Source organism: Actinoplanes subtropicus, assembly GCF_000721705.1.
Taxonomy (GTDB): Bacteria; Actinomycetota; Actinomycetes; order Mycobacteriales; family Micromonosporaceae; genus Actinoplanes; species Actinoplanes subtropicus.
The window spans coordinates 24,500-37,903 of the sequence record NZ_JOJL01000024.1 but is presented as its reverse complement, the minus strand read 5'-3'; the positions used below and the strand labels follow the sequence as shown (position 1 = coordinate 37,903).

The window sequence follows — 13,404 nt, the reverse complement described above, 5'->3', positions numbered from 1 at the left end:
ACGGCCCTGCCGTCACCGGTAACGCCAGCGTTACCCCACCCGTTACCGGCCTGGTCAGCACGTATGAGGGCCGGTAACGGGTAACGGCGGCAACCCCTCTACCTGCGAAAACCCCTGCTGGAGGCAAAACCGTGCCCCTGCTCGCCGTTACCGTCACCGACAACGCCACGAACAGCGTCGCCGCGCTCGGACTGATTTTCATCATCCTCGCCATCGTCACGGCCGGGTACCTGCTCGGCTGCTGGCTCTACCCGTTCGGCAACTGCCGACGCTGCAAAGGCAGCGGCAAACGCCGCTCACCGTTCGGCCGCTCGTTCGCCCTGTGCCGCAAATGTCACGGCGACGGCCGCCGGCTGCGGGTCGGCCGCCGGATCCTCAACAGCCTCCGCGAACTGCACGACAAAGGCACCCGATGAGCCGCAGCGTCTTCGCCCGCGCCGCGAAACTCCCGCCGCCGACCCCGCACACCGGTTGGTGCGCCCGCGATCACCGGTGCACCGGGGCACTTCACCAATCCCCGCCGATCATCGCCGACACCCTCGGCGGCCGGGCCGTCATCACCCGCGTCAAGGCCGGTGACGTCGAGTACGCCGACATCCGCGCCCGCGTCCCCCTGACCCCGGCCGAGCCGACCGCGCACCGGCAACTCGGCCTCACCCTGCACCTGATCCGCCGCCTGTTCGCCGCCGTCGCCGCACTGCGGCCCGAAACCCTGCCCACCCGCCCGACGCGTCCCGCCCTCGACCGGAGGCCCGCAGCATGACCACCCCGACCATCATCGACGCCGCCCGGCGCATCACCGCCCAGCTCGACAAGCGCGGCAACCCCGACCTGACCGGCCTGCCCGAAACCCTGTGCCGCGCCCTGAAGGTGCAGGAAGAGGCCGGCGAGATGGCCCAAGCCGTCATCGGCGTGCTCGGCCAGAACCCCCGCAAAGGCATCACCCACAACTGGGATGACGTGGTGGCCGAGGCCATCGACGTTGTCATGTCGGCTCTCGTGTTCGCCGAGACCGTCACCCGCGAACACCTCGAATACGCCCTGGCCGACCGGCTCGCCGGTCGCCTCGACCACCTCGCCCGCCGCGCCGCGGCCTCCGGCGCCCCGGACGTCGAACAGGTCGCCGAGACGGCCGGGCCGGGCGCCGACCCAGGCCGCCAGCGGCAGGCCGCCACCCTGCGGTGGCTGCTCGACGTGCACACCGAGCACGGCCTGCCGCTGCCCGAGGACTTCATCGGCTACACCGGCGGGGGCACGCTACGGCTGCGGCTGGCCGACGACCAGGCCGACGGTGTGACCCGATGGGCGGCCTATCTCGGCCTGCCCGTCGAGTGCCGCGAGGTCGACTACAGCGGCTCCCACTGGGTCAACGTCAAGGCCGAACAGCCGTGGGACGGCGAGGTGACCGACGTGACCGGCCTCGGCTGGAAGCACGTCGAGATCGTCACCAACTGCGACCGGCGCCAGGCCCCGGCCGAGGCCGCCGCGCCCGTGGCGGTGGCCGCATGACCATCCCCGCTGACGAGCACGGCGTCGGCTTCACCGCCGTGCCGATCGCCTTCCCCGACCACAACGGCGCGCACCGCATCGAGCGCGTCTACCACCCGGCCGTGCACGCCGATCCCGGCGATTCGACCAGCCGGATCATCACCCGGGCGTGGACCGAGATCCGGCCCGCCTGCCGGCCCGACAGCAAACCGGCCGAGAAGTTCTACGAACTGTCCGTGCCGTACGCGCTGGCCCGCGGGGGCCGCCCCTGCGACCAGGCCGCATGCTACGGAGGCGCCGCATGAACATCCGCCTGATGGGCGACGGCGACCAGGTGGCCGCCGCCGTCGCCCTCCTGGAAACCCTGCCCGGCCTGCACGTCACCAACGTCTCCCGGCCGTACACGGCGCGCGGCGGCGACGGCCGGATGCGCATCTACCTCGACGCCGAGATCACCCTCAGCCCGGCGGCGCCGGTGACGGCGGCCCGGATACAGCGGCGGCGCTCGGCCGGATGGCGGATGCCCGCGGGCACCGTCTACGTCGGACGCCCGACCCGGTTCGGCAACCCGTTCCCGGCCGGCTACTTCGGCCGCGAACAGGCCGTGCAGCTCTACCGCGAGTGGCTGGCCGGCGCCGACCACCTCGGCTACACCGACGCCGACCAGCGCCGCCGGGCGATCCTCGACGGCCTGCCCGACCTGGCCGGCCGTGACCTGGCGTGCTGGTGCCCGCCCGGCGAGGCGTGCCACGCCGACGTGCTGCTCGACCTCGCCAACGCCGGCGTCTCCGGCGGGCCGCTGGCGGCGTGATGAGCGCGGCGCACGTGTCGCCGGAGGACTGCGTGTTCGGGGGCGGGCACCTGCCCCCGATGGTCTACCGCGACCGGTTCGGGGCCGAACAGGCCGGTTTCGACTGGTCAGAGCACCGGTTCGACCCCTGGTACACGCCGTTCGGGCCGTGCCGCATTTGCCGGCGCCGCACCCAACTCCGGGACTGCTCCGGCCGGCCCTGTCACAAGGCGTGCGCCGAAGCCAAGTTCCTGGCCGACATCACCGCCGGCCGTATCCCGCGACCCGGCAACGCCGATACGGCCTTCCGCCTTTCCGACCAAGGAGGGGACTCCTCATGCTCGACCCCGGCCCGCTGCGGGCCGCCGCCCTCGGCCACGCCGCCCTCGGCTGGCACGTCTTCCCGCTCCGCTGTGACAACCGGCCGCGCGACCCGGACCACCCCAAGCGGCCCGCCTTCCCGGACCACGACATCGAACGATGTCCCGGCACGGACCCGCGTTGCCGCGACGGGCACACCGGGTGGGAACCCCGCGCCACCACCGACCCGGCCCGCATCGGCCGGGCGTGGGCGCGCACGCCGTACAACATCGGCATCGCCTGCGGACCCTCCCGCCTTGTGGTGATCGACCTCGACGTCCGCAAGCCCGACGCCCGCCCGCCGGCCGGCCGTGACCACTACGGGCACGGCCGGGAAGTGTTCACCGACCTGTGCCGCGAGCACGGGCAGCCCGTACCGGACGACACCTACACGGTGGGGACCGGCACCGGTGGCCGGCACCTGTTCTTCGAGCACCCGGCCGGGCCGCCGCTACGCAACACCCAAGGCGAGCGGGGCGGCCTCGGATATCTGATCGACACCCGGGCGCACGGCGGCTACGTCGTCGCCGCCGGTTCGACCGTCGGCGGGCGGGCGTACCGGCTACTGCTCGACCGGCCGCCAATGCCACTGCCCGCATGGCTCGCCGCTCTGCTCCGCCCGGCCGAGCCGGCCGGGCCACGCAAGGTGCTGGGCGATTTCTCCGCATTCAGGCGGAGTGCGTACGTGCGCGGCGCGGTCCGGCGGACCCTCGACCACCTTGCCGCAGCGCCCACCGGGGAGCGCAACGCCGCGCTACTCGGCGGGGCGGTGTCCCTCGGCCAGCTCGCGGCCGGGGGCGCCCTGACGGAACAGGAGGTGATCGAAGCGCTGACCCCGACCGCGTTGGCGATCGGACTCGGCGAGGGGGAGACCGCCCGCACCATCCGCTCCGGCCTGCGCTACGGAGCGGACAACCCGAGGAGGGTGGCATGACAGCCGTCGCGTTCGCCGGCGGGAACGACGCGTCGCGTCCCGCCGTGGTGGCACCCGACGCGTCGCGTGCCGCCGGCGAGACGCGACGGCTGTGCGCATGGTGTGAGCAGCCGATCCCAGACAGGGCGCGGCGCGATGCGGTGTGCTGCTCGAAACGGTGCCGGCAGGCCCGGCATCGGTTCACCCGGGCGGCCGGAAGTCCGGCGGTCACGGACGCCGGTGGGCCGTTGCGGCTGGCGTACGCCGATCCGCCGTATCCGGGCAAGGCGTGGCTGTACCGCGGGCACCCGGACTACGCGGGGGAGGTGGACCACGCAGCGCTGATCGCTCGGCTGACCGGCTACGACGGGTGGGCGCTGTCCACCTCCGCCGCGGCGCTGCCGGCCGTGCTGGCGCTCTGCCCAGCCGGGGTACGCGTCGCGGCGTGGCACCGCGGCGAGCGACCCACCGTGAGCCGGTGGCCGCTCAACGCGTGGGAACCGGTCATCTACCACGGCGGCCGGCCGGCCGAGCCGTCGCGCGTCGACCAGCCGCTGCAGACGCGACGCGTCGACTCCCTCGTGCACGGGATCGCACCGATGACCACCCTCCCGGGACGGGTGATCGGCGCGAAACCGGCCGCGTTCTGCCGGTGGCTGTTCGACCTACTCGGCGCCGCTCCCGGCGACCAGTTCGACGACCTGTTCCCCGGCTCCGGCGCCGTCGGCCGCGCGTGGGCCGCCTACACCGCAGGCCAGCCGTCGCCCGCGGCCGTACGCGACGCGTCGGATCCAGATGAACCCGACGCGTCGCGTCCAGCGGCCGCGAGACACGACGCGTCGCTCGAGGTCCTGGACGACGCGTCGGATCCCGCCCGGGCCGACGCGTCGCGTCGCGATCGGGGCGCGACGCCTGCGATTGCCCGGCTGGCTTGCACGGAAGGAGTAGCGGCATGACCCGCGGTCAGGCACACGACGGCGGCCCGGACGCCGTGGACGGCGCGCGGCGGGTCAAGGTCGGCACCGGGCCGGAGACGATCCGCACCCTCAAGAAGGAACTGACCACGGGTCTGCTGCCCGACACGTACGTGTCCGACGGGGCGCTCACCCACATGGAGACCGTCTCCGGTGGGCTGGCCGGCGCCGCCGATGAGGACTCCCCGCTGCCGGTCACGGCGAGCCCGGTCAACCCGGCCGGCCTGGCCGGGCTGCTCGCGCAACACGCGCACGTGTACCGCACCAAATACCGCAAGGACAAGGACGGTGAGATGGAACCCTACGACGAGGAATGCACCCCGTCGCGCGAGGTGATGGCGGCCGTGCTGGCCGGTAAGACCTGGCCCGGCGTCCCCGCCCTGCGAGCGATCATCGGGGCGCCGGTGCTGCGCCGGGACGGCACCCTGTTGCAGGCCCCCGGCTACGACCCCGCGACAGGCCTCTACCTAGCCTCCAAGGTCGACCTACCGCCCGTTCCGGACAAGCCGAGCTCGCAGCAGGTGGGCGAGGCGCGGGCGTTCCTGCTCGGCCGGTTCCTGCGCGACTTCCCCTGGTCATCGCCGGCCGACCGGGCCAACTATGTGGCGCTGCTGGCCACGCCAATCCTGCGGCACTTCACCCGCAGCCTGACCCCGTTCGGGCTGATCGACGCGACCATGCCCGCCTCCGGCAAGAGCATCCTGACCGGCGGGCCGGGCATGCTCTACGGGCAGAAAATCCTCACCTGGCCCGATGAGGACGGCGAACTGCGCAAGTCGATCACGGCGGTATTCGCCGATCAGATCGGCGTGGTCATCTGGGACAACCTGGAAGAAGGCACCGTCATCGACTCGGCCGTACTAGCCCAGTTGATCACTCAGCGGGAATGGTCCGACCGGCAGTTGGGCACCTCCCGCAACGTCGCGTCGGTCAATGACCGGCTGTGGATGGCGACCGGGAACAATCTCCAGGTCGGCGGGGACATGGCCTCCCGTACGGTGCGGGTCCACCTCGATCCGGACATGCCGCACCCCGAATCGCGGGACCAGACCGGGTTCGGTATCCCGCACCTCGACCAGTGGATCACCATTCCGGCCAACCAGATGACCGTGCTCTGGCACGTCCTGATCCTGGTCCTGGACTGGACCCGCGCCGGCGCGCCCCGCGCGGTCGGGATCTCGATGCGGCAGTTCACCCCATGGGCGCAAGCCCTCGGCGGGTTCCTCGCCCACCACGGCATCGACGGGTTCCTGACCAACATCGCCGAGGTCCGCAGCGTCGATGAGGACGAAATCCGCTGGCGCGGCTTCCTGTCGGCATGGCACGAACGGCACGGAAGCTCTCCGGTCACTGCGGCCGAGCTACGCCGCAGCGCCGACCCCGTGCAGATCGGCGGGGACCTGCACGACCCGTGGGACGGCTTGTTCATCACCAGCAAGAACGGCCGTTTGCCCAACGCGGTCCCGCTCGGGCGCATGCTCACCGGCCAAAACGGCAGGTGGCGCGGCGAATGGGTCCTCCGCGCCGAACCCTCCGAACGCGGCGACCGATCTGTTTTCCACGTCGAGCACCACCGCGGGTAACCCCCAACCCCGCTGAAACATCTCCGCATCTCCGCAAGCCACCGAAGAAACGTCCCTCTACCAGGGAAAACACGCTGCGGAGATGCGACAGATCGGATCTCCGCGCATCTCCGCATCTCCGCAACCCAACCCGTCCCAAGATCATGCGGAGATGCGGAGATGCGCGGAGATGGTTTCCGGCCATCTCCGCAGCACAAAACAGCAGGTCAGACCCCCTGCTGCGGAGATGCGGAGATGTTTCAGCCAATCCAGCCCGATCCAAGACGGCGCGAAACCCGAACCGCCTGAGAGCCACGCACACACATCGGTGCATCCCTTCATACCGACCACGTCGAGATCTTGGCTCAGCGTGACTCTCAGCGGCCCGCTGTACGGCTCGGTCACGAACCACCACCCCTGACTGTCCCGACTACACCCCTCATGCGTGGAACGGGCGCTGTCGGGCCGTTCCAGGCGGCCCGATGCACGTTCCAAGGAGGCTGCATGACCACGCCAGCCCGGGAAATCACCGGATTGGTCCCTGAAGTCTTCACCATCGATGAGGCCGCAGTGATCCTGCGGGTGAAAAAGAGCTGGCTGGAGAGAAGGGCTGCCGCCCGTCGCATTCCGTTCACGATGCTCGGCGGCAGTTACCACTTCTTGCCGGATCACCTACATCGGATCGTCGCGGAATACGAGGAGACCCCGAACGTTCCCGCTCAGCCGACATCACAGGTCATTCCTGCGGTTCGGCGTAAGCGTCGTTCGCCTGTCGAGGTCACCGATCCGCGAGTTGTTCCGCTTCAACCGCGTCCCCGTACCTCTCGCCGACTGAGCCAGTCTGCCGCCTAATCGCGACCGGAAAGGAATCTTCGTTCATGGGGTATGCAGAAAAGCGCGGCAATCTGTGGCGCGCCCGCTGGCGGGGACCAGGTGGAGCGCTGGAGTCCGAGCCAGGCTTTACCACCAAGACAGCGGCTGAGACTTACGCGCGGGATCAGGAAGCGGCGATCCGTGCACATCGGTATGTCGATCCTCGCGGCGGCCGGATGACGTTGACCGAGTGGGTCAATATCTGGTTCCCTGCCCTCGACCTCGAACCGAGCACACTGGACAGCTACCGCTACCTGTTCGAGGTGATCGTCCTCCCCGATCTCGGTGAGCGCACCCTGTTGGCGCTGACGAACGAGGGAATCTCGAAGTGGGAGAAGGGGCTGTTCGCCGCTGGATACTCGAAGAAGACGGCAGCCAACGCCCGTGGCGCTCTTTCGACGGCGCTTGCGGACGCGGTCCCTCGGTACATTCCGCTCAACCCAGCGGCCAAGAGCAAGGGGAAGGGGCGAAAAGGCGGGAGCCGGATCGAACGCATCGAGAAAGAGGCGAAAGTCTGGGCGTCCCCCCTGCAAGTGCTCCTGATCGCCGAACGAGCGGCGACCATTTCAGGGCTGGACGCTACTTTTATCGCCGATATCACGGTGGCGTACACGGGATGCCGCTGGAGCGAGCTTCTCGGCCTCCCGCCAGATCTGATCTATTCCGACGCGATCGACCTGCATTGGAAGCTGTACGAACTCAATGGGCGGTTCTATCGTGGCCGCCCCAAGGACGGGTCCATGCGGACGGTGGCAACGCCTCCGTTCCTGAACGGCATGTTGAGGCGGCACCTGCTATCGGACGTATCGCTGAAGTGTTCGTGTGTTCCTGTACTCGACGAGAAGAACCACATTCCGTGGTGCGCGGGAGACTCGTACGCTTTCCTCACCGCACAGGCGAGCCACTATCGGCGGTCGAATTTCAGCGAGAGGATTTTCCGGCCGGCCGCTGATGGGTGGTATCCGCAGCGCTCCGCGAGCCGCCCGCGAATGCCGGTTTTGGTCGACCACCAATATCCGTGGCCGGGCAAACCGTTGCCGCCCTGGCCGGCAGCACAAGCGGGGCAGCCCTATACGGCGCCGCAGGGTCGGGGCCGTCCGCGGGTCACGGACGATTCGCGGATTGCGTCGTGGCAACCGATCCTGTCCGGTCTGACGCCGCATGGCCAGCGGCACGGCTATCAGACCTGGATGGATGAGGACGGCATTCCGTACGTCGCGCAGTCGCAGCAGATGGGGCATGAGGTGCCGGGCATGCGCGGGATCTACAGCCACGTCACCGACCGGATGCTCAGCGAGATCCGTGACGCACTTCAGCGGCGCTGGGAGGCGTCGCTGCGTGCCCGCGCGGCCCTGTCTCCCACGTCGGCCGTTCCGGCGCTGAACGCGGCTCTGATGGCGCTGGCCGACCCGCCCCGGCGGCTCCCGTTGGGAGGCTCCGCTCCCAATCTGCTCCCAAATTCGGACACCTGAACGGCAAAGGGCCTGACCGCTTTCGCAGTCAGGCCCTTTGACCTGGACTTTCGATGGGGTGATCGACGGGACTTGAACCCGCGACACCCGGGACCACAACCCGGTGCTCTACCAGCTGAGCTACGACCACCATCGCGCACGAGGAACTTGCCCCGTGGTGCGCGCCAATCATAGCGGCATCCCCGCGGGGGTCGTCGAGCGGGTTACCGGCGCGGGCGGGTGACCTACAACTCGGCGGCGATGGCCTTGGCCGCCTCGACGTCCGGGCCGGGCAGCGGGACGAAGATCGTACGGCGGTAATACTCCAGCTCACGGATGCTTTCGCGGATGTCGGCGAGGGCCCGGTGGGCGAGGCCCTTGGGCGGCTGGCCGAAGTACACCCGCGGGTACCAGCGGCGGCACAACTCCTTGATCGAGGAGACGTCGATCATCCGATAGTGGAGGAACGCGTCGAGCGTCGGCATGTCCCGGGCGAGGAAGCCGCGGTCGGTGGCGATCGAATTGCCGCAGAGCGGGGCGGTGCGGGGATTCGGGACAAATTCCTGCACGTACGCGAGGACCTGCTCCTCCGCCTCGGCGAGCGTGATGGCCGAGCGCCGGACCTCCTCGGTGAGCCCGGATTTGGCGTGCATGTCGCGCACCACCGGGGGCATCGCGTCCAGCGCCGCGTCGTCGGCGTGGATCACCAGGTCGACGCCCTCGCCCAGCACGTTGAGCTCGGGGTCGGTGACCAGAGCCGCGACCTCGATGAGCTTGTCCTTACCGAGGTCGAGACCGGTCATCTCACAGTCGATCCACACCAGAAGATCAGCCACGCCGACAGCCTACGCCCGCGTACGGCGTGTCGGCGGTACGTCCCAACGGCCCACCCGTCCGGGCACGACCCGCCCGGGGACGCGTTTTGCCCGCTTTCGGGGCGGGACTTCCCAGTTGGGTGCTTCGCGGGATAAACTGGTCTTAACGGACGAAGCCCCCCTTCGGTTACTCCGTTCCCCCGGTAAAGGGCCCTCCGCGTCGGCAGCGCGGAGGGCCCTTTCGTTCTTCCTTTGCCCAGCTCAGCAGGGTGGTCAGTCGTCCTCGGGAGGGGTCGGGGCGGCCCGGCGGCGGCGCACCGGCTCGGGCGAGGCCGGCTCGATCGCCGCGGGGTTCGTAACGGTTCGGCGGCGCCGGCGCAGCGCCGAGGCGGCGAGGAGTTCGGCCGCTTCCCGCTGGTAATCCGACATCCGGCCCGCCGCGGCCGATACCGGATGCCCAGGATTCGCCGAGGTCGCGGGTGCCGCGACGCCTGGCGTCGCATTCCCGGAGCCCGCCGCCGTCGTCTCGCTCGCGGCGGCTGGGGTCACCCTGCTTGCGCTCGACGCCGCGGCCCGGGTGGCCGACTTGGCGGCGGTTGTCGATGTCGAGCGGGTGACGGCGGGTTTGTCCGCCGCGGTGGACTTCGTCGCGGCCGGCGTCGCCTTGGCAGCAGTCGACGTTGCCTTGGCCGGGGCTGCCTTAGCCGGGGTCGTCTTTGCCGACGCGGCCGTGGTCGAGGACGCCTTTGCTGGGGAAGCCGTCGTCGGGGACGCCTTGGTCGCGGCCGCTTTCTTGGGGGCGGCCGCCTTGGTGGCCTTGGTGGCACGTGCTCGAGTGGTCTTGGCCGGTTTTGCCCCCGGCTCGGCGGGCGGGTCGGCGACATCGGCCGCGGGTTCGGGCTGCGCTTGGGCGGCCGCGGCTCGGGCGGCTACCGACTCCGCGGCCCGGCGCCAGGCGGCCGGCGTCGGACGGCCACCGAGTCCGGGCAGCCGGCCCGCGACGCCGATGCCCTCCTCGGGCTGGGTTGGCCGCGTGTTCGGGAGGACTTCGGGCGGCCCATCGGGGGTGAACTCGGCCGCGACCGACCCGTTCGCCGCCGGCGGGACAGCGCCCGGGCCGGCGATCCGCTCGCCGCGTGCCATCGCGTGCATCACGGCGGATACTTCCGGACCGCCGTTCGCCGCTCGGGCCGCCCCAGTTTCCCCAGCCGGGACGTCCGCCGGGCCGCCGGGCGTCTTGTCGGCTCGAGCGGCATCGGACGTCCGCCCCACCCCTGCGGCGGCCGAGTCGGTCGTTCGGGCCGAGGCCGGTGCGCTCCCGTCGGTCGGAGCGCGGTCCTGGTCGGCGGGCTGAGTCGGCGCGGCCGTTCGGCCGGGCGCGGGCGGCGTGGCCGCTCGGCCGAGTGCCGGCGACGTGGCCGCTCGGTCGGCTGTCGGCGGCGTGGCCGCTCGGTCGGGCGCTGGCGGCGTGGCCGCTCGGCCGGGTGCCGGCGACGTGGCCGCTCGGTCGGGCGCCGGACTGCCCGCGGGCGACTGGCGCGGCGACGGGCGATGGGGGGCGCCCTTCGGCTCCGCGGGCCGGTCGGGCTCGTCGGGGGCGGCGCCGGAGGATGCGATGATCGAGTTCGGCTGGGGAGCGGACACCGGAGTGCGGTCGTGGTGACCGGTCCCGGTGTCCGCTCCCGCGGCCTGCCGCGCCCTACTGGCGGTTAGGGGCGGCTCGGCGCCGGCGCTCGCGGTCGTCGCGGAATTCGACGACTCGGCGGGGGCGCCCGGAGTGGCGCGCTGGAGGGAGCCCACACCCTCGGAACTAACCGAGAATTCTTCGCGTTGCACGGTAGCGCCTGCGGGCCCCGCGCTCACCATTGCTCGACCGAGTTCTGCGTCACCGGCGGCCCGCTCGGCCGCTGCCACCGAGGGCCGCCCCAGCCCGAAGACCTTGGGGAACGGAGTCGGCCGCTCCCCCTCGGCCCTAGTCGGCACGCTCGTCGGTCCCGCCTTCGCCGATGCCCTGGGATCAGCGGTGGTAGTGCCGCCGCCTTGGACCGTCTTGGCCGCAACCGGCTTGTTCTGGGCCGGCTTGATCCCGGTAGACGCGGCCGCAGCCGGTGCGGTCGAGGTCGGCGCGGTCGAGGTCGGCGCGGTCGAGGTCGGCGCGGTCGAGGTCGGCGCGGTCGAGGTCTTTGAGGTCGGCCCGGCGGCGGGAACCGGGACGCGCGAGGGCGATCCCTGCCCGACGCCCGGCGACGGCTGACGCCCGACGCGGCGCGAATCCGCGCGCGTCAAGCCGGTCGCGGCCCAGTCGGTCGCGTTCGGACCGGTGATCACGGAGACCCGCTGGGCGGCCGCGCGGGGGTCACGCCCGGCCGAAGCCATCATCGACTCCCGACCGGCCGTCGATGCCGCCACCGTTTCCCGCTCGGCGGGTGACGCCGGCGTGAAGTCACCGCGCGCGGCCCGCGCATCCGCGGCCCCCGCCTCGTAGGCCGCGGCGACGGCCCGGTCCCCGGACGGCACCCGTCCGCCACCCGATCCGGGCCGGTCGACGCCCGGCCTCGGCCCGGTCCGGCGCGATTCCGGCGACGAGGGCGAAGTCGGTTCCTCCTCGGTCGACGCCTTCCTACGGGCCACCTCGGCCAACCGGGCAGCGGCGGCCGCTTCGGTTTCCCGGGCTCGCTCGGCGGCGGTCTCCGCCACCCAGGCGTCGACCGCGGAAGCATGAAACATCGGCAGATCGGCCGGCGTCGACGGATTCCGCCGGCCACGCTCGCTCCGCCGCCCGAACAGCGGATCGGGCGCCGACGGCGGATCGCCGAGCGGCAACGACACCGGCCCACCGGCCGACTTCGGCCGAATGAAGCTGAGCGGCTCCCCTGGCGCCGGCGAACCCGAAGCCGGCGAAACGGGAGCCGGCGAAACGGACGAAAGCGAAACGGACGAAAGCGAAGCGGACGAGCCGTTCAAAGCCGAACCGGTCGAAACCGCGACGGACGAAGTGGAAGAAGGCGAAACGGGAGCCGGCGCAACGGGAGCGGGCGTAACAACTGAACCGCCCGAAACAGCGGAAGCATCAGAAAACGCAGAACCACCCGAAACCGCCGAAGCGGCAACACACCCGGCCTCGGAATCCACGAGATGGCCGGCGATGACCTGGGGAGCCGAACTGCCGGGAATTGCCGTAGCCGCCGCATACTCGGCCGCGCTGGGCGCCCCCCGCATCGCCACCGCCTCCGGCCCGGCAAGCGCCGGACTCCCCACCGGCGGCCAGGTGAACTGCAACGCCCCCGACGGCAGCGCACCGGCCCGCTGCGCCTCCGCAAGCGTTCGCGGCCGGTGCGCCCCCGCACCCCGATCCGTCGAAGACGAAGACCCAAGCGAAAGCGGCAACGGCGCACCGATCGCCGCCATCAGGTCCGGCACCTGGCTCGGCTCGACCACGTACACGACCTCGCGCCGCCGCGCCGGCCAGGCCAGCACGATCAGCCCGCCCATCACCAGCAGCGTCCCCAGGGTCAGCAGCCCCCATGTGCCCGAGTCGAGCCACCCCGGCCGCAACTCCGCCGTCGTGGTCAACTGCAGACCGGGCTTGGCCCCGGGGCTCATCACGACCAGGCTGTACGGCCCGCCGGTGACCTCCCCCGGCGACCAGGCCAGCGCCCCGTCCCCGGTACGCAGCCAGAACGACGCGCGCGCCGGGATCTCGGCCGGGGCCTGCCGGCCGCCGACGATCCGGGTGGCCACCGGCAGCGCGCCGGTACCGATGTCGACCGACTCCACCGTGCTGTGCGGGACGCCGTACAGGTATTCGTCGACGGCGGCGGTCGGCGCGATGCCGACGAAGGCCGGCCCGTCCTGGCTGCGCACGGTGATCCGCAGCTGGGTGTGGGTGAGCCGGGTGAACGGGGCGTCCGACCGCAGCAGGTGGTCGACGTCCGGGACGACCAGGGCGTACCCGGGGGTGATCAGCCGCTGCAGGTCGCCGCTGAACGCGCCGCCCTGGTCGCGGTGCTGCATGGCCGCCCACAGCCCCGCGCCGGCCAGCAGCGACGGCAGGCCGATGGTCAGCAGCAGCATTCCGAGGATGGTGCGGAGCACCCGCATCAGCTTCTCCCCCTTCTCAGGCCGTACTGCGCCGACCATACAGATCCAAATAACCCCAAAGTGGTCAAATAGCCGCT

General features: G+C 71.3%; 12 protein-coding genes and 1 tRNA gene. 10 read left to right on the top strand and 3 right to left on the bottom strand.

Going from position 1 to position 13,404, the window contains the following annotated elements; all coding sequences use genetic code 11:
- The first annotated feature begins 131 nt into the window (after positions 1-131).
- The 10 genes from IH26_RS63270 (at position 132) to IH26_RS0131185 (ending at position 8,432) form a co-directional block, all read left to right on the top strand.
- Entirely contained in the window at positions 132-416 is a 285-nt protein-coding gene (locus IH26_RS63270) for a hypothetical protein (RefSeq protein WP_051808813.1), read from the top strand.
- Complete coding sequence (locus IH26_RS0131220) at positions 413-763, top strand: hypothetical protein (protein ID WP_030439842.1); 351 nt, start codon at positions 413-415, stop codon at positions 761-763. The genes IH26_RS63270 and IH26_RS0131220 overlap by 4 nt, the downstream gene beginning before the upstream one ends.
- The gene (locus IH26_RS56300) at positions 760-1,509 is read left to right on the top strand and encodes a MazG-like family protein (protein WP_051808811.1); all 750 of its coding nucleotides are present in this window, start codon (positions 760-762) and stop codon (positions 1,507-1,509) included. Before IH26_RS0131220 ends, IH26_RS56300 begins: the two co-directional genes overlap by 4 nt.
- Complete coding sequence (locus IH26_RS0131210) at positions 1,506-1,793, top strand: hypothetical protein (RefSeq protein ID WP_030439840.1); 288 nt, start codon at positions 1,506-1,508, stop codon at positions 1,791-1,793. The genes IH26_RS56300 and IH26_RS0131210 overlap by 4 nt, the downstream gene beginning before the upstream one ends.
- On the top strand, positions 1,790-2,299 hold the full coding sequence (locus tag IH26_RS0131205) for a DUF4326 domain-containing protein (RefSeq protein WP_245665686.1): 510 nt from the start codon (positions 1,790-1,792) through the stop codon (positions 2,297-2,299). The genes IH26_RS0131210 and IH26_RS0131205 overlap by 4 nt, the downstream gene beginning before the upstream one ends.
- A 316-nt stretch (positions 2,300-2,615) precedes the next feature.
- Positions 2,616-3,572 (top strand): bifunctional DNA primase/polymerase, encoded by a 957-nt coding sequence (locus IH26_RS0131200; RefSeq protein ID WP_030439838.1) that lies wholly within the window; start codon positions 2,616-2,618, stop codon positions 3,570-3,572.
- Positions 3,569-4,507: a hypothetical protein gene (locus IH26_RS62315; RefSeq protein WP_051808809.1), complete on the top strand. Its 939-nt coding sequence runs from the start codon at positions 3,569-3,571 to the stop codon at positions 4,505-4,507. Before IH26_RS0131200 ends, IH26_RS62315 begins: the two co-directional genes overlap by 4 nt.
- Complete coding sequence (locus tag IH26_RS0131190) at positions 4,504-6,108, top strand: hypothetical protein (RefSeq protein WP_051808807.1); 1,605 nt, start codon at positions 4,504-4,506, stop codon at positions 6,106-6,108. The genes IH26_RS62315 and IH26_RS0131190 overlap by 4 nt, the downstream gene beginning before the upstream one ends.
- A gap of 483 nt (positions 6,109-6,591) precedes the next feature.
- On the top strand, positions 6,592-6,939 hold the full coding sequence (locus IH26_RS60150; RefSeq protein WP_157437473.1) for a helix-turn-helix domain-containing protein: 348 nt from the start codon (positions 6,592-6,594) through the stop codon (positions 6,937-6,939).
- Positions 6,940-6,965: 26 nt separating this feature from the next.
- The gene (locus tag IH26_RS0131185; RefSeq protein WP_157437472.1) at positions 6,966-8,432 is read left to right on the top strand and encodes a tyrosine-type recombinase/integrase; all 1,467 of its coding nucleotides are present in this window, start codon (positions 6,966-6,968) and stop codon (positions 8,430-8,432) included.
- A gap of 54 nt (positions 8,433-8,486) precedes the next feature.
- Here IH26_RS0131185 and IH26_RS0131180 read toward each other — a convergent pair.
- From IH26_RS0131180 to IH26_RS63265, 3 genes are all read right to left on the bottom strand, one after another.
- Positions 8,487-8,562 (bottom strand) — tRNA-His (locus IH26_RS0131180).
- Positions 8,563-8,656: 94 nt separating this feature from the next.
- Positions 8,657-9,247: an oligoribonuclease gene (orn, locus tag IH26_RS0131175; protein ID WP_084599198.1), complete on the bottom strand. Its 591-nt coding sequence runs from the start codon at positions 9,245-9,247 to the stop codon at positions 8,657-8,659.
- Between the two features lie 252 nt (positions 9,248-9,499).
- Positions 9,500-13,327, bottom strand: coding sequence for a hypothetical protein (locus tag IH26_RS63265; RefSeq protein ID WP_051808806.1), 3,828 nt, complete (start codon positions 13,325-13,327; stop codon positions 9,500-9,502).
- Positions 13,328-13,404: the final 77 nt, after the last annotated feature.